Source organism: Klebsiella sp. G-Nf4 (assembly GCF_002810615.1).
Classification (GTDB): Bacteria; Pseudomonadota; Gammaproteobacteria; order Enterobacterales; family Enterobacteriaceae; genus Klebsiella; species Klebsiella variicola.
Window position 1 is genome coordinate 99,037 of the sequence record NZ_PION01000011.1, and the last position, 24,030, is coordinate 123,066.

Annotated in this window: 18 protein-coding genes; 9 read left to right on the forward strand and 9 right to left on the reverse strand. The window is 56.9% G+C overall.

The window, feature by feature from the left end; genetic code table 11:
* Positions 1-59: 59 nt before the first annotated feature.
* Positions 60-422 (reverse strand): protein YacL, encoded by a 363-nt coding sequence (yacL, locus tag CWM57_RS21130; protein ID WP_004204373.1) that lies wholly within the window; start codon positions 420-422, stop codon positions 60-62.
* A 187-nt stretch (positions 423-609) separates the two neighbouring features.
* Positions 610-3,207: a bifunctional aconitate hydratase 2/2-methylisocitrate dehydratase gene (gene acnB / locus CWM57_RS21135; RefSeq protein ID WP_074386855.1), complete on the reverse strand. Its 2,598-nt coding sequence runs from the start codon at positions 3,205-3,207 to the stop codon at positions 610-612.
* A gap of 429 nt (positions 3,208-3,636) precedes the next feature.
* Between acnB and CWM57_RS21145 the strand changes: the two genes are divergently transcribed.
* Both CWM57_RS21145 and CWM57_RS21150 read left to right on the forward strand, forming a co-directional pair.
* Positions 3,637-5,238, forward strand: a complete 1,602-nt coding sequence (locus CWM57_RS21145) for a DUF3300 domain-containing protein (RefSeq protein ID WP_100676337.1) — start codon at positions 3,637-3,639, stop codon at positions 5,236-5,238.
* A gap of 11 nt (positions 5,239-5,249) precedes the next feature.
* Positions 5,250-6,056, forward strand: coding sequence for a DUF2950 family protein (locus CWM57_RS21150; protein ID WP_074386857.1), 807 nt, complete (start codon positions 5,250-5,252; stop codon positions 6,054-6,056).
* 56 nt (positions 6,057-6,112) lie between these two features.
* Here the strand turns inward: CWM57_RS21150 and CWM57_RS21155 are convergent, their stop codons facing one another.
* From CWM57_RS21155 to pdhR, 5 genes are all read right to left on the reverse strand, one after another.
* The gene (locus CWM57_RS21155; RefSeq protein ID WP_038422117.1) at positions 6,113-6,397 is read right to left on the reverse strand and encodes a hypothetical protein; all 285 of its coding nucleotides are present in this window, start codon (positions 6,395-6,397) and stop codon (positions 6,113-6,115) included.
* Positions 6,398-6,561: 164 nt separating this feature from the next.
* Positions 6,562-7,986, reverse strand: coding sequence for a dihydrolipoyl dehydrogenase (gene lpdA / locus CWM57_RS21160; protein WP_061155744.1), 1,425 nt, complete (start codon positions 7,984-7,986; stop codon positions 6,562-6,564).
* Between the two features lie 206 nt (positions 7,987-8,192).
* Entirely contained in the window at positions 8,193-10,091 is a 1,899-nt protein-coding gene (aceF, locus tag CWM57_RS21165; protein WP_047667434.1) for a pyruvate dehydrogenase complex dihydrolipoyllysine-residue acetyltransferase, read from the reverse strand.
* A gap of 14 nt (positions 10,092-10,105) precedes the next feature.
* Positions 10,106-12,769 carry a pyruvate dehydrogenase (acetyl-transferring), homodimeric type gene (gene aceE / locus CWM57_RS21170; RefSeq protein WP_061155746.1) on the reverse strand — a complete coding sequence of 888 codons (2,664 nt, stop codon included), beginning with the start codon at positions 12,767-12,769 and terminating at the stop codon, positions 10,106-10,108.
* A 137-nt stretch (positions 12,770-12,906) separates the two neighbouring features.
* Positions 12,907-13,686, reverse strand: coding sequence for a pyruvate dehydrogenase complex transcriptional repressor PdhR (pdhR, locus tag CWM57_RS21175; protein WP_002888699.1), 780 nt, complete (start codon positions 13,684-13,686; stop codon positions 12,907-12,909).
* 644 nt (positions 13,687-14,330) lie between these two features.
* On the opposite strand from pdhR, the gene aroP reads away from it, so the two are divergent.
* From aroP to CWM57_RS21190, 3 genes are all read left to right on the forward strand, one after another.
* Positions 14,331-15,701 carry an aromatic amino acid transporter AroP gene (gene aroP / locus CWM57_RS21180; protein WP_100631617.1) on the forward strand — a complete coding sequence of 457 codons (1,371 nt, stop codon included), beginning with the start codon at positions 14,331-14,333 and terminating at the stop codon, positions 15,699-15,701.
* Between the two features lie 184 nt (positions 15,702-15,885).
* Entirely contained in the window at positions 15,886-17,292 is a 1,407-nt protein-coding gene (locus tag CWM57_RS21185; RefSeq protein ID WP_100676338.1) for a glycoside-pentoside-hexuronide (GPH):cation symporter, read from the forward strand.
* On the forward strand, positions 17,292-18,242 hold the full coding sequence (locus CWM57_RS21190; RefSeq protein ID WP_022066122.1) for a family 43 glycosylhydrolase: 951 nt from the start codon (positions 17,292-17,294) through the stop codon (positions 18,240-18,242). Before CWM57_RS21185 ends, CWM57_RS21190 begins: the two co-directional genes overlap by 1 nt.
* Positions 18,243-18,362: 120 nt before the next feature.
* Here CWM57_RS21190 and ampE read toward each other — a convergent pair whose 3' ends face one another.
* Together ampE and ampD are read right to left on the reverse strand one after the other, a co-directional pair.
* Positions 18,363-19,217 (reverse strand): beta-lactamase regulator AmpE, encoded by an 855-nt coding sequence (ampE, locus tag CWM57_RS21195; RefSeq protein ID WP_061155750.1) that lies wholly within the window; start codon positions 19,215-19,217, stop codon positions 18,363-18,365.
* Positions 19,214-19,777, reverse strand: coding sequence for a 1,6-anhydro-N-acetylmuramyl-L-alanine amidase AmpD (ampD, locus tag CWM57_RS21200; protein WP_008807417.1), 564 nt, complete (start codon positions 19,775-19,777; stop codon positions 19,214-19,216). The genes ampE and ampD overlap by 4 nt, the downstream gene beginning before the upstream one ends.
* A 133-nt stretch (positions 19,778-19,910) precedes the next feature.
* On the opposite strand from ampD, the gene nadC reads away from it, so the two are divergent.
* The 4 genes from nadC (at position 19,911) to hofC (ending at position 24,008) form a co-directional block, all read left to right on the forward strand.
* Positions 19,911-20,804 (forward strand): carboxylating nicotinate-nucleotide diphosphorylase, encoded by an 894-nt coding sequence (gene nadC / locus CWM57_RS21205; protein WP_100676339.1) that lies wholly within the window; start codon positions 19,911-19,913, stop codon positions 20,802-20,804.
* 181 nt (positions 20,805-20,985) lie between these two features.
* A complete protein-coding gene (ppdD, locus tag CWM57_RS21210) occupies positions 20,986-21,417 on the forward strand; it encodes a prepilin peptidase-dependent pilin (protein ID WP_008807418.1) in 432 nt (143 codons plus the stop codon).
* A gap of 10 nt (positions 21,418-21,427) precedes the next feature.
* Positions 21,428-22,813, forward strand: coding sequence for a type II secretion system protein GspE (gene gspE / locus CWM57_RS21215; RefSeq protein ID WP_100676340.1), 1,386 nt, complete (start codon positions 21,428-21,430; stop codon positions 22,811-22,813).
* Positions 22,803-24,008 (forward strand): protein transport protein HofC, encoded by a 1,206-nt coding sequence (hofC, locus tag CWM57_RS21220; protein ID WP_100676341.1) that lies wholly within the window; start codon positions 22,803-22,805, stop codon positions 24,006-24,008. Before gspE ends, hofC begins: the two co-directional genes overlap by 11 nt.
* Positions 24,009-24,030 lie beyond the last annotated feature (22 nt).

The window sequence follows — 24,030 nt, forward strand, 5'->3', positions numbered from 1 at the left end:
GGATTTCCCCTGCTCACGCTACGCTTAGCAGGGTTACGGTCTTGCGCCACCCGGCATAATTAACGCTGCTGCATAAATTCACGATAAGCGGCAACGACCTGCAGGAAATCCTCCACGCCGCAGAGAGAGAGGCTTTCTTCGTCGTAGTAGCTCATCCCCTCCTCGATTTCATCGCCAGAAAACTCCAGCTGATTGGCGCGGATCATCACCTCTTCGCCATCCAGCCACAGCGTATATTCATGGCCAGCCCGCTGCCAGGAACGTTCACTGCCCTTCACGGTGCGTGCAGCCTGCTCTACTTCATCAAGCAGGGCAAGATTGTCTTTCACCTCTTCGTTGAACCAGTGGCCAATCGCCTCGTGATCCATCGACATTCGCACCTTTACCACTCCGGTAATATCGCGCAGAAATTCGTAGTCCATAGTCTTTTCCTCTGCAAGGGCAATGCGTCACCGCTGCACTGTACCCATGCAGTAATTATCGCAGCAGACAGAAAGAAAAAAAGCGTAACGGGCAGGAGGTTTGGAAATAAAAATGCCCGGTGATGCAATGTTCACCGGGCATTGGGGAGTTTGTCGCCAAACGGTCAGCCGGGCTGACCGAATGGTTTTACACCGCGGTCTGGAAGATCACGCCGTCAGCTTTTTCAGTGTACTGATCCAGCTGGTTGAAGTTCAGATAACGATAGGTATCTTCCGCTGTCTTATCCACCTGCGCCACGAAGGTCTGGTACTCTTCCGGCGTCGGCAGTTTGCCGAGCAGAGAAGCCACCGCTGCCAGCTCGGCAGAGGCCAGATAGACGTTAGCGCCGGTACCTAAACGGTTCGGGAAGTTACGGGTAGAGGTGGAAACCACCGTTGCACCGTCGGCCACGCGCGCCTGGTTACCCATACACAGGGAACAGCCAGGGATTTCGATACGCGCTCCGCTCTTACCAAACACGCTGTAGTAGCCTTCTTCGGTCAGCTGCGCGGCGTCCATACGGGTTGGCGGCGCCACCCACAGGCGAGTCGGCAGCTGGCCTTTGTGGCTGTCCAGCAGCTTACCGGCGGCACGGAAGTGGCCGATGTTGGTCATGCAGGAACCGATGAACACTTCGTCGATCTTCTCGCCCTGCACGTCTGACAGCAGGCGGGCATCGTCCGGATCGTTCGGCGCACACAGGATTGGCTCTTTGATATCCGCCAGATCGATGTCGATCACTGCTGCGTATTCCGCGTCAGCATCGGCTTCCAGCAGTTGCGGATCCGCCAGCCATTTTTCCATACCCTGGATACGACGCTCCAGCGTACGGCGGTCGCCGTAGCCTTCGGCGATCATCCACTTCAGCAGGACGATGTTGGAGTTCAGATACTCAACGATCGGCTCTTTGTTCAGCTTGATAGTACAGCCGGCAGCAGAACGCTCAGCGGACGCATCGGTCAGTTCAAATGCCTGCTCGACTTTCAGATCCGGCAGACCTTCGATCTCCAGGATACGGCCAGAGAAGATGTTTTTCTTACCTTTCTTCTCAACGGTCAGCAGGCCCTGCTTGATGGCATACAGCGGGATGGCGTGAACCAGGTCGCGCAGGGTGATACCCGGCTGCATTTTCCCTTTGAAGCGCACCAGCACCGATTCCGGCATATCCAACGGCATCACGCCGGTCGCAGCGGCGAAGGCCACCAGACCAGAGCCCGCCGGGAAGGAGATACCGATGGGGAAACGGGTGTGGGAGTCACCGCCGGTACCCACGGTATCCGGCAGCAGCATACGGTTCAGCCAGGAGTGGATAACGCCATCGCCCGGACGCAGAGAAACACCGCCGCGGTTCATGATGAAATCCGGCAGGGTATGGTGCGTGGTCACGTCAACCGGCTTCGGATAAGCCGCGGTGTGGCAGAAGGACTGCATCACCAGGTCAGCGGAGAAGCCCAGGCACGCCAGGTCTTTCAGTTCATCACGGGTCATTGGACCGGTGGTATCCTGAGAACCGACGGAGGTCATCTTCGGCTCGCAGTAGGCGCCCGGACGGATACCGGCAACGCCGCAGGCGCGGCCAACCATTTTCTGCGCCAGGGAGAAGCCGCGGTTGCTTTCCGCCACGTCTTTCGCCTGACGGAATACATCGCTGTGCGGCAGACCCAACGCTTCGCGCGCTTTGGTGGTCAGGCCGCGGCCGATGATCAGCGGAATACGGCCACCGGCGCGCACTTCGTCGATCAGCACATCGGTTTTCAGCTCGAAGCTGGCCAGCAGTTCGTTGGTCTCGTGGTTACGCACTTCGCCTTTGAACGGGTAAACGTCAATCACGTCGCCCATGTTCAGGTTGTTCACGTCCACTTCGATAGGCAGCGCGCCCGCATCTTCCATGGTATTGAAGAAGATTGGGGCAATTTTGCCGCCCAGGCACAGGCCGCCGCCGCGCTTGTTCGGCACGTTCGGGATATCGTCGCCCATAAACCACAGCACCGAGTTGGTGGCGGATTTACGCGAAGAACCGGTACCGACAACGTCGCCGACGTAGGCCAGCGGGTAGCCTTTCTGCTGCAGCGCTTCGATTTGTTTAATCGGGCCGACCGCACCCGGCTGATCCGGCTCAATACCTTCGCGGGCGTTTTTCAGCATCGCCAGCGCATGCAGTGGGATATCCGGGCGAGACCAGGCATCCGGCGCCGGAGACAGGTCATCGGTATTGGTTTCGCCGGTGACCTTGAAGACGGTAACGGTGATTTTCTCTGCCAGCTGCGGGCGGTTCAGGAACCACTCAGCATCAGCCCAGGATTGCATGACCCGTTTAGCATGCTCATTACCTGCTTTTGCTTTCTCTTCTACGTCGTAGAAGTTATCGAACATCAGCAGAGTATGAGACAGCGCTTTCGCGGCAATCGGCGCCAGTTTCGCGTCGTCCAGCGCATCAATCAGCGGGTGAATGTTGTAACCGCCCTGCATGGTGCCCAGCAGTTCAATGGCTTTTTCAGGGGTTACCAGGGGGGAGGTCGCTTCGCCTTTGGCGATCGCGGCAAGGAATCCAGCTTTAACATAGGCGGCTTCGTCAACGCCCGGCGGTACACGGTTAATCAGCAGGTCTAACAGGAATTCTTCTTCGCCCGCAGGCGGGTTTTTCAGCAGTTCTACCAGCGCGGCCATTTGGGTTGCATCTAAGGGTTTGGCAACAATCCCCATGGCGGCACGCTCAGCTACGTGCTTACGGTATTCTTCTAGCACGACGGTTCTCCTCGCTCTCATTGTCATAATGCGGCCTACACGTCCTCAATCAATCTGCTTCGGTATTGGCAGTTTGCCGCCTTGACGCATCTTGAAGGATTTAGTGGCTGGGCGATTTTCTTCACGCTCCTGTGAGACAGCAGTTTGTAGGGTAAATGCCCGATACCGCGTCGGCAGCATAGCAGGATTTTTGAAAGGTGTTAATCTGTTTACAAAAAAGCAACATTAAAATTTAGCTGAATCGTTAAGGGCAGGATATTGCAGGCTTTCTGTTCAAATCCCGCGACAAAAATTCCTCTCGGTGTCGAGTTTGCTGGGCCGATCCCAACAAAAATCAAAAAAAAACACACCACTTACATATACTCAGCAGACGAGCCGTTTTCGCCGATACTTAAGCGAGATGGGTTACTTTTTGGGTCAGGAGCTTCTATGTCACTGCCGTTCAAACCCCATATTATCGCCCTGGTCTGCAGCGCAGGCTTACTCGCGGCGGCGGGAACACTCTATGTGCAAAGCCGTACCCCAGAGACGGTCACTGAGGCGACGGCGCAGCCTGCACCGACACCTGCGCCAACCCCAGCCACGCCACCTGCCACCGCACAACCGGCAGCCACCACCTATACGCCGGCGCAGATTGATCAGTGGGTCGCGCCCATCGCGCTTTATCCGGACAGTTTGCTGTCGCAGGTGCTGATGGCCTCCACCTATCCGGACAACGTCATGCAGGCGGTGCAGTGGTCCCAGGACAACCCTACCCTGAAAGGTGACGCGGCCGTGCAGGCGGTGACCAGCCAGCCGTGGGATCCCAGCGTCAAATCCCTTGTCGCCTTCCCAGCCCTGCTGGCGATGATGGGCGAGAACCCGCCGTGGGTAGAAAACCTCGGCAACGCGTTTTTGGCCCAGCCACACGATGTGATGGACTCGGTGCAGCGCCTGCGCACCATTGCCCAGCAGACCGGGACGCTGAAATCCACGCCGCAGCAGAAAGTGATTGTCACCGCTGCTGCGCCTGCACCGACCACTACCGCAAAAAGCAACACCGTATCAACGTCAACCACTACCGCGGCGGCGCCCGCGCCGACCCAGGTCATTAAAATAGAACCGACCGACCCGCAGGTGGTGTATGTCCCGAACTACAACCCTGCCTCGGTCTATGGCACCTGGCCGAATAGCGCCTATCCGCCGGTCTACCTGCCGCCCCCTCCCGGCGAGCAGTTTACCGACAGCTTCGTCAAAGGCTTTGGTTACAGCCTCGGCGTCGCCACGACCTGGGCGCTGTTTAGCAGCATCGACTGGGATGATGATGACCATCATCACGATGACGATTACCATCACGGCGGTTACCAGCACAATGGCGATAACATCAATATCAATGTGAATAATTTCAACCACATTACCGGGCAGAATCTGCCGGGCAACCGCGTTAACTGGCAACACAACCCAGCCTATCGCGGAAACGTGCCTTATCCCGATAATACCGTCGCCCAGCGCTTCCATCAGACCAACGTTGCCGGTGGACTGAGCGCCACCCAGCATACGCCGGTCGATCGCGATGCCCAGCGCCAGGCGGCAATGACCCAGCTTCAGCAGCGCAATGCGCCGGCGGCCACAGCGGGTAACCTGGCGGCAAACAATCCCTCGCGTGATGCCCAACGTCAGGCAGCCTCGGCGCAATTAAAACAAGCTACCCAGCGCAGCAACTATCGCGGTTACGACAGCACACCGACCCAGCAGCAGCGTCGCGATGCGGCAAAAACGCAGTTGAAAAATCCCACGCCGCAGCAACAGCAGCGTCGAGAAACCGTCAAAAGCCGCGAGCAGAACCCGACACCTCAGCAGCAACAGCGTCGGCAGCAGCAGGTTAGTCATTTACGTACCAGCGCTCTTAGCGGCAACGAAAGCCGCGCCCCCTCCTGGCAAGCGCAGCAGGAACGGGGACTGCAAAGCCGCCAGTTTTCCGGCGTAAACCGCGAACAGCGCAACGGCGCCAGAGAACGTTCTTCCGAACACCATGAACTGCGCCGCCGCTGAGGATGAGCAGAATGAGAAATCTATTACCTATTGCCCTGTTCACATTGATGCTGTCACCGTTAGCCGCGTTCGCCCAGCAGCAGTTTTCTACCCCGGAACAGGCCGCGAGCGCGCTGGCTGAGGCGCTCAGCCAGCAAAATGAAGCGGCGCTGAGCAAGGTGCTCGGCGATAACTGGCAGCAATTTTTACCGCCCGATGGGATCGACCCCAGCGCCGTCGACCGCTTTCAGCGCGACTGGCAGGTGAAACATGTCATCGTGCAGCAGGGTGATAACGCCTGGCTCGACGTCGGCAGCGAGGCATGGCGGCTGCCCGTGCCTATCGTAAAAACGTCACAGGGATGGCGCTTTGATATGGCCGCAGGCGAAGAGGAGATCCTCACCCGCGCCATCGGTCGCAATGAGCTGTCAGCGATAGCCGCCATGCACGCTTACGTTGATGCCCAGCAGGATTACTACCAGCTGAACCACCGCTGGGCGCAGAAAATCATCAGCAGTGAAGGCAAAAAAGATGGGTTGTACTGGCCGACGTCGCCGGGTGAAACGCCCAGCCCGCTGGGGCCAGCTTTCAGCCCAACAGAGCCCGGTACCGGTTATCATGGCTATCGTTTCCGCATTATCGCAGGCCGCGAAGACCAGGATACGGCCTTGCTGGCCTGGCCTGTGGAATGGGGCGAAACCGGGGTGATGAGCTTTATGATCGATCAGCACGATACCGTTTATCAGGCTAATCTCGGTGAAGAGAGCGCCGCAAAAGCGCAGGCCATCACGCGCTTTGCCCCCGATGCTGACGCCGGCTGGCAGGTTGTCAAACCATAAAAAAACGCCAGGTTGCGCTCAAGCAACCTGGCGTTTCTATTCGCTTAGCCCTTCGCTTAGCCCTGATGGGGCATCAGAGACGGGTCGCCAGCAAAAGTCGGCTTTGTGCTGGATAATGCCGCTTCATCAGCGCTGATGCTTCCGGAGTTCGCCGCCCATACCCCTTCATTGCTCTTTGTCACCTGCTGATGCTGGGCATTCAGATCCTGGCCCATCGCCGCAATATGGGTCGTTTCCGTGCCACCGCTGTTGTCCGCCCAGGGGATGGTGGCGTCAGCCGCGCAGGCCACACCGGATAGGCACGTTGCAGCGACCAGCGCTGCGGTTAAAAAGCGTTTCATCTCACACCTCAACTATATCGTTAACTGCCTATAAGTTTATTGCGTGATTATTTTCAAAGTATGTATGAGGTGTAGCGGTTTATGAACGGAGACATAGTTCTAAACATCAGGCATAAAAAAAGCGGCTCCGGGAGCCGCTTATGCTTTTAGCCTGAAAGAAAAAGTTACTTTTTCTTCGCTTTGGCGTTTGGCAGATCGGTGATGCTGCCTTCGAAGACTTCTGCCGCCAGGCCAACAGACTCGTGCAGAGTCGGGTGAGCATGGATGGTCAGCGCGATGTCTTCAGCGTCACAGCCCATTTCGATAGCCAGACCGATTTCACCCAGCAGCTCGCCGCCGTTGGTGCCGACAATCGCGCCGCCGATAACACGGTGGGTCTCTTTGTCGAAGATCAGTTTGGTCATACCGTCTGCGCAGTCGGAAGCGATAGCACGGCCGGAAGCAGCCCACGGGAAGGTGGCGGTTTCGTAGCTGATGCCTTTCTCTTTCGCTTCTTTCTCAGTCAGACCAACCCATGCCACTTCTGGCTCGGTGTAGGCGATGGACGGGATCACTTTCGGATCGAAGTAGTGTTTCAGACCAGAGATAACTTCTGCGGCAACGTGACCTTCATGGACGCCTTTGTGCGCCAGCATCGGCTGACCGACGATATCGCCGATAGCAAAGATGTGCGGCACGTTGGTGCGCATTTGTTTGTCAACGCGGATGAAGCCACGATCGTCCACTTCCACGCCGGCTTTGCCTGCATCGAGGTTTTTGCCGTTCGGTACGCGACCGATAGCCACCAGCACGGCGTCGTAACGCTGTGCTTCAGCCGGCGCTTTTTTGCCTTCCATGGAAACGTAAATACCGTCTTCTTTCGCTTCAACGGCAGTCACTTTGGTTTCCAGCATCAGGTTGAATTTCTTGCTGATGCGTTTAGTGAAGACTTTCACCACGTCTTTATCGGCCGCCGGGATAACCTGGTCGAACATTTCAACCACGTCAATCTCTGAACCCAGCGCATGGTATACGGTACCCATTTCCAGACCGATGATACCGCCACCCATGACCAGCATGCGTTTCGGTACGGATTTCAGTTCCAGCGCGTCGGTGGAATCCCATACGCGCGGATCTTCATGCGGGATAAACGGCAGCTGAATCGGACGGGAGCCCGCCGCGATGATCGCGTTGTCGAAGTTGATCACGGTTTTACCGTTTTCGCCTTCCACTTCCAGGGTGTTGGCGCCGGTAAATTTACCCAGACCGTTAACCACTTTCACTTTACGGCCTTTGGCCATACCAGCCAGGCCACCGGTCAGTTGAGTGATAACTTTTTCTTTCCAGGTGCGGATCTTGTCAATGTCGGTTTTCGGTTCGCCGAAAACGATGCCGTGATCGGCCAACGCTTTCGCTTCTTCGATAACTTTTGCCACGTGCAGCAGCGCTTTAGACGGGATACAACCTACGTTCAGACAAACACCACCGAGGGTGCTGTAACGTTCTACGATGACGGTTTCCAGACCTAAATCAGCGCAACGGAAGGCTGCAGAGTAACCTGCGGGGCCTGCCCCAAGTACCACGACCTGAGTTTTGATTTCAGTACTCATCATGACCTCTGTAATTTATATCCGGCGGGTCTGACGCTATTATTCTTACGCCCAAGTCCACCGGGACGTTCTATCCGCGTGTATTTTACAAAATTGTTAACAATTTTTAAACAACAAACGGCAAACGATTTTGTCCTTTGTTGCTGATAATCCCCAACAGCCTGAGGTTATCAGAAAAAAGCCGGCCGTCAGGCCGGCTTTTTCGATTACATCACCAGGCGGCGAATGTCGCTCAAGGTGTTGTTAATGATGGTAATGAAGCGGGCACCATCAGCACCGTCGATGACGCGGTGGTCGAAGGACAGAGAGATCGGCATCATCAGACGCGGAACGAACTCTTTACCATTCCATACCGGCTCCATCGCGGACTTAGACACGCCCAGGATGGCCACTTCCGGCGCGTTAACAATCGGCGCGAAGTGGGTGGTGCCCAGGCCGCCGATGCTGGAGATGGTGAAGCAACCGCCCTGCATTTCGCCAGCCGTCAGCTTGCCATCGCGCGCTTTCTTCGAGATGGTGGTCAGTTCACGAGACAGCTCGGTGATGCTCTTCTTGTTCACGTCTTTGAAGACCGGAACCACCAGACCGTTCGGGGTATCAACCGCCACACCGATGTTGATGTATTTCTTCAGCGTCAGGCGCTGGCCATCTTCGGAGAGCGAGCTGTTGAAGCGCGGCATCTGCTCAAGCGCAGCGGCAACGGCTTTCATGATGAAGACCACTGGGGTGAATTTCACGTCCAGTTTACGCTTCTCAGCTTCGGCGTTCTGCTGCTTACGGAACGCTTCCAGATCGGTGATATCGGTTTTGTCGAAGTGGGTAACGTGCGGGATCATCACCCAGTTACGGCTCAGGTTAGCACCAGAGATTTTCTGGATACGACCCAGTTCCACTTCTTCGATTTCACCAAACTTGCTGAAGTCAACCTTCGGCCATGGCAGCATGCCCGGGATACCGCCGCCAGCGGCAGCCGCCGGTGCGGATTCAGCGCGTTTAACCGCGTCTTTCACATAAGCCTGAACGTCTTCGCGCAGGATACGACCTTTACGGCCGGTGCCTTTCACTTTCGCCAGGTTAACGCCGAACTCGCGCGCCAGGCGGCGAATCAGCGGCGTCGCGTGAACGTAAGCATCGTTTTCAGCGAATTCGGTTTTGCCTTCTGCTTTCGCAGCCGGTGCTGCGGCAGGCTTAGCAGCCTGAGCCGGTGCAGCAGCCGGTGCCGGAGCAGCAGCTTGAGCCGGAGCGGCGGCAGGCGCAGCGCCTTCCACTTCGAAGACCATGATCAGGGAACCGGTTTTGACTTTATCGCCGGTGCTGATTTTGATCTCTTTGACGGTGCCTGCGAACGGCGCCGGCACTTCCATAGAAGCTTTGTCGCCTTCGACGGTGATCAGGGACTGCTCGGCAGCCACTTTATCGCCGACTTTAACCATCACTTCAGTGACTTCAACTTCATCACCGCCGATGTCCGGGACGTTAACGTCTTTCGCGCCAGCGGCGGCAGCCGGTGCCGCGGCAGCCGGAGCGGCAGCTTGTGCCGGAGCCGCGGCAGGCGCAGCACCCGCCACTTCGAAGATCATGATCAGGGAGCCGGTGGACACTTTATCGCCGGTGTTGATTTTGATCTCTTTCACGGTACCCGCGAACGGCGCCGGCACTTCCATAGAGGCTTTATCGCCTTCTACAGTGATCAGGGATTGCTCAGCGGCGATGGTGTCGCCCACTTTAACCATGATCTCGGTGACTTCAACTTCATCGCCGCCGATATCCGGGACGTGAACTTCTTTCGCTGCCGCGGCAGCTGCTGGCGCAGCCGCAGCCGGAGCGGCTTCTTTCTTCTCTTCCTGCGCAGGTGCAGCGGCTGCTGCACCCTCGGCGGAATCGAAAATCATAATCAGTTTGCCAGTCTCGGTTTTGTCGCCGACGGAGACTTTAATCTCTTTCACGACGCCAGCCTGCGGAGACGGGACTTCCATAGAGGCTTTATCGCCTTCTACGGTGATCAGCGACTGTTCAGCTTCTACTTTGTCGCCAACTTTGACCAGGATCTCGGTGATTTCAACTTCATCAGCCCCGATGTCCGGTACTTTGATTTCGATAGCCATTATTCTTTTACCTCTTACGCCAGACGCGGGTTAACTTTTTCTGCATCGATGTCGAATTTAGCGATAGCGTCAGCCACCACTTTCTTATCGATTTCACCACGTTTAGCCAGTTCGCCCAGCGCCGCAACGACCACATAGGAAGCATCGACTTCGAAGTGGTGACGCAGGTTTTCACGGCTGTCGGAACGACCGAAGCCATCGGTACCCAGTACGCGGTAATCATCAGCCGGTACATAAGTACGAACCTGCTCGGCGAACAGTTTCATATAGTCAGTGGATGCCACGGCCGGAGCGTCGTTCATCACCTGAGCGATGTACGGCACGCGCGGGGTTTCCAGCGGGTGCAGCATATTCCAGCGTTCGCAATCCTGGCCATCACGCGCCAGTTCGGTGAAGGAGGTGACGCTATAGACGTCAGAGCCCACGCCGTAGTCTTTCGCCAGGATCTGCGCTGCTTCACGAACGTGACGCAGGATAGAACCGGAGCCCAGCAGCTGAACTTTACCTTTGCTACCTTCGATGGTTTCGAGTTTGTAGATACCTTTACGGATACCTTCCTCGGCGCCTTCCGGCATAGCCGGCATATGGTAGTTTTCGTTCAGCGTAGTGATGTAGTAGTAAACGTTCTCTTGCGCTTCGCCGTACATACGAACCAGACCGTCATGCATGATGACCGCCACTTCGTACGCGTAAGACGGGTCGTAGGAGATACAGTTCGGGATAGTCAGCGACTGAATATGGCTGTGGCCATCTTCGTGCTGCAGACCTTCGCCGTTCAGCGTCGTACGACCGGAAGTACCACCGATCAGGAAGCCGCGAGCCTGCTGGTCGCCTGCCTGCCAGCACAGGTCGCCGATACGCTGGAACCCGAACATCGAGTAGTAGATGTAGAACGGGATCATCGGCAGGTTGTTGGTGCTGTAAGAGGTCGCCGCAGCCAGCCAGGATGCGCCTGCGCCCAGCTCGTTGATCCCTTCCTGCAGAATCTGGCCTTTCTCGTCTTCTTTATAGTAGGCAACCTGCTCACGGTCCTGCGGGGTGTACTGCTGGCCGTTCGGGCTGTAAATACCGATCTGACGGAACAGACCTTCCATACCGAAAGTACGCGCTTCGTCGGCGATGATCGGCACGAGGCGGTCTTTGATGGATTTGTTCTTCAGCATCACGTTCAGGGCACGAACGAACGCGATAGTGGTAGAGATCTCTTTATTCTGCTCTTCCAGCAGCGGAGCGAAATCTTCCAGCGTCGGCAGCTCCAGCTTCTCAGAGAAGTTCGGCTGACGGCTCGGCAGATAGCCGTGCAGTTTCTGGCGCTGAGCGTGCAGATAGGTGTGCTCTTCGGAACCTTCCGGGAAGGTGACGTACGGCAGTTTTTCGAGATCGGCATCGGCAACCGGCACGTTGAAACGATCGCGGACGTAACGAACGCCGTCCATGTTCATTTTCTTAACCTGGTGGGCGATGTTTTTACCTTCAGCGGTGTCACCCATGCCGTAACCTTTAATGGTATGGGCGAGGATTACGGTCGCTTTGCCTTTGGTTTCCTGCGCTTTTTTCAGTGCAGCGTAAACTTTCTTCGGATCGTGGCCGCCGCGGTTCAGGGCCCAAATCTGCTCGTCAGTCCAGTCGGCAACCAGCGCTGCGGTCTCCGGATATTTACCGAAGAAGTGCTCGCGGACGTAAGCGCCGTCTTTGGATTTGAAGGTCTGGTAATCGCCGTCAACGGTTTCTTCCATCAGCTGAATCAGCTTACCGCTGGTGTCTTTACGCAGCAGCTCATCCCAACGACCGCCCCAGATAACCTTGATAACGTTCCAGCCAGCACCACCGAAGATGCCTTCCAGTTCGTTAATGATTTTGCCGTTACCCGTCACCGGGCCGTCAAGGCGCTGCAGATTACAGTTGATAACGAAGACCAGGTTGTCCAGCTTCTCACGGGTGGCGATGGTGATCGCGCCTTTAGATTCCGGCTCGTCCATCTCACCGTCGCCCAGGAAAGCATAAACGGTTTGTTTGGAGGTGTCTTTCAGACCACGGTGTTCCAGATATTTCAGGAACTTAGCCTGATAAATCGCCCCGATTGGGCCCAGGCCCATCGAAACGGTCGGGAACTGCCAGAATTCCGGCATCAGTTTCGGGTGCGGATAAGAGGACAGACCTTTACCGTGAACTTCCTGACGGAAATTGTTCATCTGCTCTTCAGTCAGACGACCTTCCAGGAAAGCACGCGCATATACGCCCGGAGAGATGTGACCCTGGAAGTAAACCAGGTCGCCGCCATCCTGCTCGTTGCGTGCACGGAAGAAGTGGTTGAAGCACACTTCGTAGAAGGTTGCGGAAGACTGGAAGGACGCCATGTGGCCGCCCAGTTCGAGATCTTTTTTCGATGCGCGCAGAACGGTCATGATGGCGTTCCAGCGGATCGCAGAACGGATACGACGTTCCAGATCCAGATTACCCGGGTATTCCGGTTCATCTTCAACGGCAATAGTGTTTACGTAACCGCCGGTCGATGCGCCAGCAGCCACTTTCACCCCGCCTTTGCGGGCTTCAGAAAGGAGTTGGTCAATAAGATACTGAGCACGCTCAACACCTTCTTCACGGATGACCGATTCGATCGCCTGTAGCCAGTCGCGAGTTTCGATCGGATCCACGTCATTTGGTAAACGTTCTGACATGGGGGGTATTCCTTATCTATCTAATCGTTGATTAATCTGGAACCTGTCCCATTGAACTCTTTGCTCTTCACGTTTGAACAACCAAAAATTCAATAAGACAGGTTCTGCGTTTAGTTGCCGCGCTCTAAAAATGGCGCTTAAGAACCGGAGTTCTCGTCCTTTCGTTGCTGTAAACGACGCAGTGAGCGTTCTCTACGACTCTGCTCACGGCTACGGTCCAGCAAAATTTCCTCAATGAACGCCAGGTGACGGTGCGACGCCTCACGCGCCTGCTCCGGCTCCCCGGCCATTATCGCCTCGAAAATGCGAGTACGATGGTTGCTGACCAACGGGAGCATTTCCCGGCGGGCATACAGCAATTCAAAGTTCTGACGAACGTTTTGTGCCAGCATCGGCTCCATACACCTTAGCAGATGGAGCAAAACCACATTGTGTGCCGCCTCGGTGACGGCGATTTGATACTGGACGACGGCGCCGGACTCAGCGTCCAGATCGCCCGACTGCTGAGCGCGTTCAATAGCCTGATGCAGCTCGCGGATACGATCGCGATCTTCATCATTGCTGCGCAGCGCCGCGTAATAAGCCGCGATGCCTTCCAGCGCGTGACGGGTCTCAAGCAGATCGAATTGGGATTCAGGGTGATCGGACAGCAGCTCGACCAGCGGATCGCTGAAGCTCTGCCACAGGCGGCTCTGAACAAACGTTCCACCTCCCTGACGACGAAGCAACAAGCCCTTGGCTTCGAGGCGTTGAATCGCCTCACGCAGCGAGGGGCGGGAAACGTCGAACTGTTTGGCCAGTTCGCGTTCGGGCGGAAGTTTTTCACCGGGGCGCAAGGTCCCCTCAAGGATCAGAAACTCCAGCTGCTGCTCTATCACATCGGATAATTTTGGTTGGCGGATTTTGCTGTAGGCCATATTCCCTGTCTCTGCCATTAGCCCGGAGTCAATTGGTCTTACCAATTTAAAGTTCGTAGCGCTAAAGTAACAAAGTATTCACCTTCTGTCCATACAGGTTTTGATTGAAATCAGTAAACCGCGGACATTTTAACAACCTTACAGAAATAACATTTCAGAAATGTAACCTTGCACAAATGTTACGTTTACTCACAAAGGGGTAGCGTTAACTTTATGGAAACGAAAAATTACGCTATCTGAACCGATTCAACTGTGCCATAAATGAATATAAAATCATTTTAATAGAATAGATAACCACTACAGGGTAGTGAGACGGAATAATACAGAATATGTCTATTGATGTCTTTTTAGACACATCGTCATCATCCCTTCATAAAGCAGGTGCATTCGGTCGCGCTTAACACTATTCTCCCTCAGACGAAAGGCCTTTTTCTGAATTACCGCACTGCCTTCCGTAAACAAAACAATACAGAAACGGAAGTCACTAAATACACAAACACAACAATATGTGCGCGACATCACTCAGATAAAACGCGGGCCATTTCGCCCAAATTTTCGCTGGCTATGCTTTCTGGCAGGGACAGCAGTGAAGCAGCAATCTGACGGATGACGTACACAAAAAATAACCACACACGAGGTTTCATATGGAAGGTCAACAGCACGGCGATCGGCTGAAGCGCGGCCTGAAAAACCGCCACATTCAGCTTATCGCGCTGGGCGGGGCTATCGGCACCGGCCTGTTTCTGGGGAGCGCGTCCGTCATTCAGTCCGCCGGCCCGGGTATCATTCTTGGTTACGCTATCGCCGGTTTTATCGCCTTTCTGATCATGCGTCAGTTGGGTGAAATGGTGGTGGAAGAGCCGGTAGCCGGTTCATTTAGCCACTTCGCGTATAAATACTGGGGCGGCTTTGCCGGCTTCGCTTCCGGCTGGAACTACTGGGTACTGTATGTCCTGGTGGCCATGGCGGAACTGACCGCCGTCGGCAAATACATCCAGTTCTGGTGGCCGGAAATCCCGACCTGGGCCTCGGCGGCCGTCTTCTTCATCGCTATCAACGCCATTAACCTGACCAACGTGAAAGTGTTCGGGGAAATGGAGTTCTGGTTCGCGATTATCAAAGTGGTCGCCGTGGTGGCGATGATTCTGTTCGGCGGCTGGCTGCTGTTCAGCGGCAACGGCGGCCCGCAGGCGACGGTTCGTAACCTGTGGGATCAGGGTGGCTTCCTGCCGCACGGCTTTACCGGACTGGTGATGATGATGGCGATCATCATGTTCTCCTTCGGCGGTCTGGAGCTGGTGGGGATCACCGCGGCGGAAGCGGATAATCCGGAGCAAAGCATTCCGAAAGCCACCAACCAGGTTATCTACCGTATCCTGATCTTCTATGTTGGCTCGCTGGCGGTGCTGCTCTCCCTGCTGCCGTGGACCCGCGTGACCGCGGACACCAGCCCATTCGTCCTGATTTTCCATGAGCTTGGCGATACGCTGGTGGCAAATGCCCTTAACGTCGTGGTGCTGACGGCGGCTCTGTCGGTTTATAACAGCTGCGTCTACTGCAATAGCCGTATGCTGTTCGGCCTTGCCCAGCAGGGTAACGCGCCGAAAGCGCTACTCAGCGTCGACAAACGCGGCGTGCCGGTGAATACCATCCTCGTCTCGGCCCTGGTGACCGCGCTGTGCGTGCTGATCAACTATCTGGCGCCAGAATCCGCTTTCGGCCTGCTGATGGCGCTGGTGGTCTCGGCCCTGGTCATCAACTGGGCGATGATCAGCCTGGCGCACATTAAATTCCGTCGCGCCAAACAGCAGCAGGGCGTCACCACTCGCTTCCCTGCCCTCTTCTACCCGCTGGGTAACTGGGTGTGTCTGCTGTTTATGGCGGCAGTGCTGGTGATAATGCTGATGACCCCTGGGATGGCGATTTCCGTCTGGCTGATCCCGGTATGGGTTGCGGTGCTGGGCGTGGGCTATCTGTTTAAACAGAAAGCCGCCGCCGCCATAAAAGCACAATAATACATCTCATAAATATTTCTCTTTGCTCTGCGCCCCTCCCTGAATAACGGGCGCAGAGCATTGTTACCTGCTTCACACTTTCCCCTCCATAGCTGATATATCCATATCGTTAACGAGTTCCTGCAACGTATTTCCCTCGATAGCGGCCAATAATTCTCTCCATACTGCAACGGAGAGACCGCACATGGCAGACAATAGACTATCAATAAAGGAAAAGATTGGTTACGGGATGGGTGATGCCGGATGCAATATCATCTTTGGCGCCATCATGCTGTTTGTGAACTATTTTTATACCGATATCTTCGGTCTGGCGCCGGCGCTGGTCGGCGTACTGCTGTTGTCGGTGCGCGTCATCGATGCGGTGACCGACCCGATTATGGGCGCCCTTGCCGACCGTACCCGCAGTAAATATGGCCGCTTTCGTCCATGGTTACTGTGGATTGCCTTCCCCTACGCCCTGTTCAGCGTGCTGATGTTCACTACCCCTGAGTGGACCTATAACAGCAAAGTTATCTATGCGTTCGTGACCTACTTTCTGCTGTCGGTGACCTATACCGCGATTAACATCCCCTACTGCTCGCTGGGAACGGTGATGACCGCTGATCCGAAAGAGCGCGTTGCCTGCCAGTCCTATCGTTTTGTGATGGTGGGTATCGCCACGCTGCTGCTGTCATTGACGCTGCTGCCAATGGCCGACTGGTTCGGCGGCGCCGATAAAGCGAAGGGCTACCAGATGGCGATGACCGTGCTGGCCTTTATCGGCATGTGTATGTTCCTGTTCTGCTTCGCTACCGTGCGTGAACGCATACACCCGGCGGTGCAGACGAATGATGAACTGAAAAAAGACCTCAAAGACGTGTGGAAAAATGACCAGTGGGTGCGCATCCTGCTGCTCACGCTGTGCAACGTCTGTCCGGGCTTTATCCGCATGGCCGCCACCATGTATTACGTCACCTGGGTGATGGGACAAAGCACCCATTTTGCTACCCTGTTTATCAGCCTCGGCGTGGTCGGGATGATGATTGGCAGCATGCTGGCGAAAGTCCTCACCGACCGCTGGTGCAAACTGCAGGTCTTCTTCTGGACCAACATCGCGCTGGCGATTTTCTCCTGCGCCTTCTACTTCTTTAATCCACACGCCACCACGCTGATTATGGCGCTCTACTTCTTGCTCAACATCCTGCACCAGATCCCCTCTCCGCTGCACTGGTCGCTGATGTCCGACGTTGACGACTATGGCGAGTGGAAAACCGGTAAGCGCATCACCGGCATTAGCTTCTCCGGCAATCTGTTCTTCCTCAAGGTCGGCCTGGCGGTCGCCGGGGCAATGGTCGGTTTCCTGCTGTCATGGTACGGCTACGACGCCGGCGCGAAAGCGCAAAGCGCCTCCGCCCTCAACGGCATCGTGCTCCTATTCTCGGTCATCCCCGGCGTCGGCTATCTGATCACCGCCGGCGTGGTGCGCCTGCTGAAGGTTGACCGCACCCTGATGCGCCAGATTCAAAGCGATTTAGAGAAGCGCCGCAGCAACTACAGCGAGCTGAACGAATACCAGGAACTGAAAACCAGTGAACACGTAAGGAAAGCCTGATGAACAACTGGCCAAACCCCTTTATTGAACAGCGCGCAGACCCCTTTATTCTGCGCCACCTTAATCACTACTACTTTATTGCCTCGGTACCGGAATATGACCGGCTGGAGATCCGGCGCGCGGCCACCCTTGAAGGATTGCGCGATGCTGAGCCGGTAGTGGTCTGGCGCGCGCCGCAAAGCGGGCCGATGAGCCAGCTGATTTGGGCGCCGGAGCTGCATGAAATAGACGGTAAGTGGTATATCTATTTTGCCGCCACCCATACTCACGATCTGGATGCGCTGGGGATGTTCCAGCATCGCATGTTCGTTCTCGAGTGCGCCGACAACGATCCGCTGACCGGTCGCTGGCAGGAAAAAGGCCAGGTGGTCACGCCTTTCGATACCTTCGCCCTCGATGCCACTACTTTTATCCATCAGGGCAAACGCTGGTATCTGTGGGCGCAAAAATCCCCGCATATCGAAGGCAACTCAAACCTGTATCTTGCTGAAATGGCCAACCCATGGACGCTAAAAGGCGAGCCGGTCATGCTGAGCAAGCCGGAGTTCGACTGGGAGTGCCGGGGATTTAAGGTCAACGAAGGTCCTGCGGTGCTGGTGCATGGCGATAAGCTGTTCATCAGCTATTCCGCCAGCGCCACCGATGAAAACTACTGCATGGGGTTACTCTGGATCGATCTGCAGGCCGATCCGCTGCAGCCGACGAACTGGCATAAAGCCCCGCAGCCGGTCTTTCGTACCAGCTATGAAAACCGCCAGTATGGCCCAGGCCATAATAGTTTTACCCAAACGCCGGAAGGAGAAGATGTGCTGGTGTATCACGCGCGGAATTACACCGAGATAGAAGGCGACCCGCTGTATGACCCCAATCGCCATACGCGGTTAAAACTCGTCAGCTGGAGGGAGGACGGGATGCCCGACTTCGGCATCCCGCCGGCGGATACGCTGTAGCGGTTCGCTATGACGCCCGCTGGCGCGGGTTCTGCAGGCCGGGTCAGGCGCAGCCGCCACCCGGCAACAAGCGTCCCGCTGGTGCGTGCATCGTGGCAGGCAGAGTGCGGACTCAGGTCGTTAAACCAGGGTGCCGTAAATCGTCAGCAGCGCCATGATCACCACCACCACCAGCGAGGTTTTCTTGGCCATCGATACCGCGGCTTTTGGCGTCGCCACTTTATCCACATGCGGTTCACGGGCCAGGGAATACTGCGCCAGGCGGGTCAATACCTGATACTGCGACGAATGGCGGTCGCCTAGCGAGGCAAACCACGCCGGAAGGGCTTTCTCACCATGCCCCACCAGGGCATAGACCACCCCCACCAGACGCACCGGCAGCCAGTCCACAATATGCAGGATTCCATCGATTCCGGACTGCAAACGGTGATGCGGCGTCTGGTAGCGCGCCAGCCACGTCTGCCAGGCCCGCAGTACGCTGTAAGCGATAAGCGTCAGAGGGCCCCACGCCCCCCCCACGACAAACCAGAAAAGCGGCGCCAAATAGTAGCGATAGTTAATCCACAGCAGCGCATTTTGCAGTTCGCTAAGGTATTCACGCTCATCACAGCCCGGCGGTACGCCGTGAATCAGCGTCAGCTCGCTGGCCATGGCATCGCAGGCTCGACTGTCATTGCGCGACGCCGCTTTCAGATAGGCATGATAATGCAGCCGAACCTTGCCAGCCCCGATGCACAGCAGGCCCAGCAAGATCCAGAACACCAGCAATGGTATGTTAAATAGCTGTCCCTGCAGCAGGCGCTGAATGAGATACACCACCACGACAGCCACCACCGTCATCAGCAGCGTGCCCAGCAGCGAAAAATGTTTTATCCGGCGGAACACCACCTCCAGCCGATGATCAAGCTGCCAGTGTTCGCCCAGCTTAAACAGCCGTTCGGCGATAAGCACCAGCAGCGTCGTAAACAGCGTCATGAGGTCTCCTTATCTGACGGCGCACTGAGTAGCGCCCGGAATTTTATCCAGTCAAAGGCCGGTCCTGGATCGGTTTTCCGCACGGGCGCGATATCGCTGTGGCCCGCGATATTTTCGGCGATAGCCGGGTAAATCGTGATAAGCAGTTCCGTCACCGCCGCCAGCTGCTGGTACTGCGCATCGGTATACGCCAGGGTATCCGTGCCTTCCAGCTCAATGCCGATGGAAAAGTCATTGCAGCGTTCGCGCCCCTGATAGCAGGAGACCCCCGCATGCCACGCACGCTTATCAAAAGGTACATACTGCACGATTTCGCCATCACGGCGAATCAGACAATGTGCCGAAACGCGCAGATGAGCAATCTCGGCAAAGAAAGGATGCGCATGCGGATCCAGGGTGCCAGTGAACAGCGCATCAATCCACGGACCACCAAATTCACCCGGTGGCAGGCTAATGTTATGCACCACCAGTAAGGAAGGGGCTTCTTCATCCGGACGGCAGTCATGGTGCGGCGAGGGAACCCGACGCGCGCCGACCAGCCATCCCTCGTTCAACTGCATGCGGGATCTCCTTTCGCGAACTCATGCTTCCGGGCCACACGCCGGCCCAAAGGATGAAGTGTGTATGGTACTGAAACGTCGTTCAGGTTAGCATGTTTCCCACTTCTGAATCTTATCTATCTGGAGCTTTATCATGTCGCCTCGTCGTTACAACCCCGACCGCCGCCGTGACGTGCTGCTGGAACGTATTAATCTCGATATTACCGATGCTGTCGCACACTCCCTGCGGGAAGATTTGGGCGGCGAAGTCGACGCCAACAACGATATTAGCGCGCAATTATTGCCGCAGGATGCACGCTCCCATGCGGTGGTCATTACCCGCGAAGATGGCGTCTTCTGTGGCAAACGTTGGGTGGAAGAGGTCTTTATTCAGCTCGCCGGTGACGACGTGAACATCACCTGGCACGTGGCCGACGGCGATGCGGTCAAAGCCGATCAGCCGCTGTTTGAACTCGAAGGTCCGTCGCGTATTCTGCTCACCGGCGAACGCACGGCGCTGAACTTTGTGCAAACCCTCTCCGGCGTCGCCAGCGTCGTCCGCCGCTACGTCGACCTGCTGGCAGGGACCAAAACCCAACTCCTGGATACGCGTAAAACGCTGCCAGGGCTGCGTACTGCGCTAAAATACGCGGTACTCTGCGGCGGTGGCGCCAATCATCGACTGGGCCTGTTCGACGCTTTCCTGATTAAAGAAAACCATATCATCGCCTCCGGCTCGATCCGTCAGGCGGTAGAAAAGGCGTTCTGGCTACATCCTGATGTGCCGGTGGAAGTGGAAGTAGAAACCCTGGATGAGCTGGAGCAGGCGTTAAAAGCCGGGGCCGATATCATTATGCTCGATAACTTCACCATCGATCTGATGCGCGAGGCGGTGAAAATCACCGCAGGCCAGGCGTCGCTGGAGGTCTCCGGTAACGTCACCTTTGACACCATCCGCGAATTTGCCGACACCGGCGTCGACTATATCTCTGTCGGTGCCCTGACCAAACATGTGCAGGCGCTCGACCTGTCGATGCGTTTTCGCTAAGCAATTGGCCTTCACGCCTCCGGGCGTGAGGGCCTGAATTTGCGAGCCGACTCGCAGCCGTTCATGCCCACCATGTAATCAAAGTAAAAACCCTGGAATCTGGTTTCCCGGATCGTTTTCGCCTCCTCGCCTGGTATCCCGAATCCCGTCACAGTGCTCCTGTCACAACAAGGAGCAACTTATGGATAAACAACGTGGTTTCACCCTGATTGAACTGATGGTGGTCATTGGGATCATCGCTATTCTCAGCGCCATTGGCATCCCGGCCTACCAGAACTACCTGCGTAAAGCCGCCCTCACCGACCTGCTGCAGACCTTTGTCCCCTATCGGACGGCCATCGAACTTTGCGCGCTCGATCATGGCGGCCTGACGGTATGTGACGGCGGCAGCAACGGCATTCCCTCGCCGACAACCACGCGCTACCTCTCCGCCATGAGCGTGGCCAAAGGGGTCGTCACCCTCACCGGCCAGGAAAGCCTGAACGGACTGGGCGTCACTCTGACGCCGACCTGGGATAACGCCGAGGGCGTCACTGGCTGGCAGCGCGTCTGCACCATCACCGGCAACAGCGCCCTTCAGCAGGCCTGCGAAGACGTCTTCCGGGTGAAGTAAGGGAAAACACATGAAAACAGAACAACTGATCCCTCTCTGCCGCCGCTATCACGCCATGCTGCTGCATAGCGACGAGCAGACAATAGCCATTGCGGTGGTCGATACCCCACCGGCGGAACTGATGGAGGCGCTGCGCTTCGCGACGCAAAAGCGAATCGATATTGAATGCTGGAACCAGGAACAGATGGACAAGCGTCTGCAGGCCCAGGAAAAGCAGGCGCAACTGGCGCAAAACGCGGGGCCAGAGAATATCGCCGAACGGGTCAACCAGATCCTCGAACAGGCTCTGCGTCAGCGGGCGTCCGATATTCATATCGAACCCACGGAAACGCATTTACGCATCCGCCTGCGGGTCGATGGCGTCCTTCACGCCCTGCCGTTGCTGGCCCCCGAGCTGGCCGCACCGGTTATCGCGCGACTCAAGGTGATGGCCAGTCTGGATATCGCCGAGCATCGTTTACCACAGGATGGTCAGTTCGCGCTGAACCTCGGCGGACGACCGCTCTCCTTTCGCATAGCCACTCTGCCCTGCCGCTATGGCGAAAAAATTGTCCTGCGTCTTCTGCATCAGGTTGACCAGGCCCTGGATCTGGAGGCCCTCGGGCTCTCCTCTTCCCAGCTGGCGGCCTTTCGCCAGGCGCTGAATCAGCCGCAGGGTCTACTGCTGGTCACCGGCCCGACCGGAAGCGGTAAAACGGTGACCCTCTACAGCGCCCTGCAGGCCAGAAACCGGGAGCAAGTGAACATCTGTAGCGTTGAGGATCCGCTGGAGATCCCCATCGCCGGGATGAATCAGACGCAAATTAATCCGCGTTCCGGACTCACCTTTCACAGCGTACTTCGTGCCCTGTTACGCCAGGATCCGGATATTGTCATGGTGGGCGAGATCCGCGATGCCGAGACCGCTGAAATCGCGCTCAAAGCCGCTCAGACCGGCCACCTGGTGCTTTCCACCCTGCACACCAACTCCACCAGCGAAACCCTTACTCGCCTGCAGCAAATGGGCATTGCCCGTTGGATGATATCTTCAGCGCTCTCGCTGGTTATCGCCCAGCGCCTGGTCCGCAAGCTGTGCCCCCACTGTCGGCGCAATGTCGGTAGCGCCGCCGACCTGCCGCACAGCCTGTGGCCGCGCCCGCTGCCGCGCTGGCAGGCGGCTGGCTGCGAACACTGTTATCACGGTTATCACGGCAGGCTGGCGCTGTTTGAGGTCATGCCTGTCACCCCCGGGTTACGCCAGGGAATAGTCCAGGGGCTGAATGCCATTGAGATTGAATCTCTGGCGCGAGCCGCGGGGATGATGACGCTTTTTGAAAGCGGCTGTCAGGCTATCGAACAAGGGCTGACCAGCCTTGAAGAGGTGGTGCGGGTGCTGGGGATCCCCCATGGCGACTAAACGTCTCTGGCGCTGGCGCGGTATCGATGCGCACGGCGCCCCGAGCCAGGGGATGCTATGGCAAACCAGTCGTCTGGAGGTGCTGCATCACCTGCAGCAGCAGCACGTCATGCCGCTGGCCGTGCGCCGCTGTGCAGTGAAGTTGAGCCTCTGGCACCCTCGCTACAGCAGCGAAACGATCCGTCAGCTCGCCACCTTGCTGCAGGCCGGCCTGCCGCTGGCGGACGGTTTATCGCTACTGGCGCAGCAGCAACCGCACGCCCAGTGGCAAGCCCTGCTTGAGGCTCTGGGCCGCGAGCTGGCTCAGGGTGTAGCTTTCTCTACCGCGCTGGCGCAGTGGCCGCAAGCCTTTCCGCCACTTTATCTGGCGATGATTAGCACCGGCGAACTGACAGGCAAGCTTGATATCTGCTGCCTGCAGCTGGCCAACCAACAGCAGGAGCAGCAGAGGCTCGCCGGCAAGGTCAAAAAAGCGCTGCGTTACCCGCTGATTGTGCTCGCCCTGGCGCTGCTGGTGGTGCTGGGAATGCTCTATTTTGTCCTGCCCGAGTTCACCGCCATCTACCAGACGTTCAGTACGCCGCTGCCGCTGTTGACGAGGATGGTCGTTGCGGCAGGCGACATGCTCAGTCGCGGCTGGCCGCTACTGCTGGCCCTTTTCCTGAGCCCGCTGCTGCTCAACCAGCTGGTCCGGCGGCGTAGCGACTGGTTGCTGCGTCGCCAGCGGCTGCTGAACGCGCTCCCTCTCATCGGCCCCCTGATCGGCGGCCAACAGCTGAGCCTGATCTTCACCGTCCTGGCGTTAACCCAAAGCGCCGGTATTAGCTTTCTGCAGGGGCTGCAAAGTGTGGAAGCAACCCTGTCGTGCCCGCTCTGGCGCCAGCGCCTGGCGCAAGCCCGTGCGCTGATAGCCCAGGGGGAACCGATTTGGCAGGCGTTAAGCCGGTGCGGCGGTTTTACTCCGCTGTGCCTGCAGCTCATCCGTACGGGTGAAAGCGCGGGGGCGCTGGATCAGATGCTGGAAAATCTGGCGCGCCATCATCGAGAGCAAACGCATCAGCGAGCCGACAGTCTGGCTGCGCATCTCGAACCCCTCATGCTGGTGATAACCGGCTCACTGGTCGGCATCCTGGTGGTGGCGATGTATTTGCCCGTTTTTCATCTGGGCGATGCCATTGGTGGGGCGGGAGGGTGAGAAACGCTGGCGCAGCACAGGC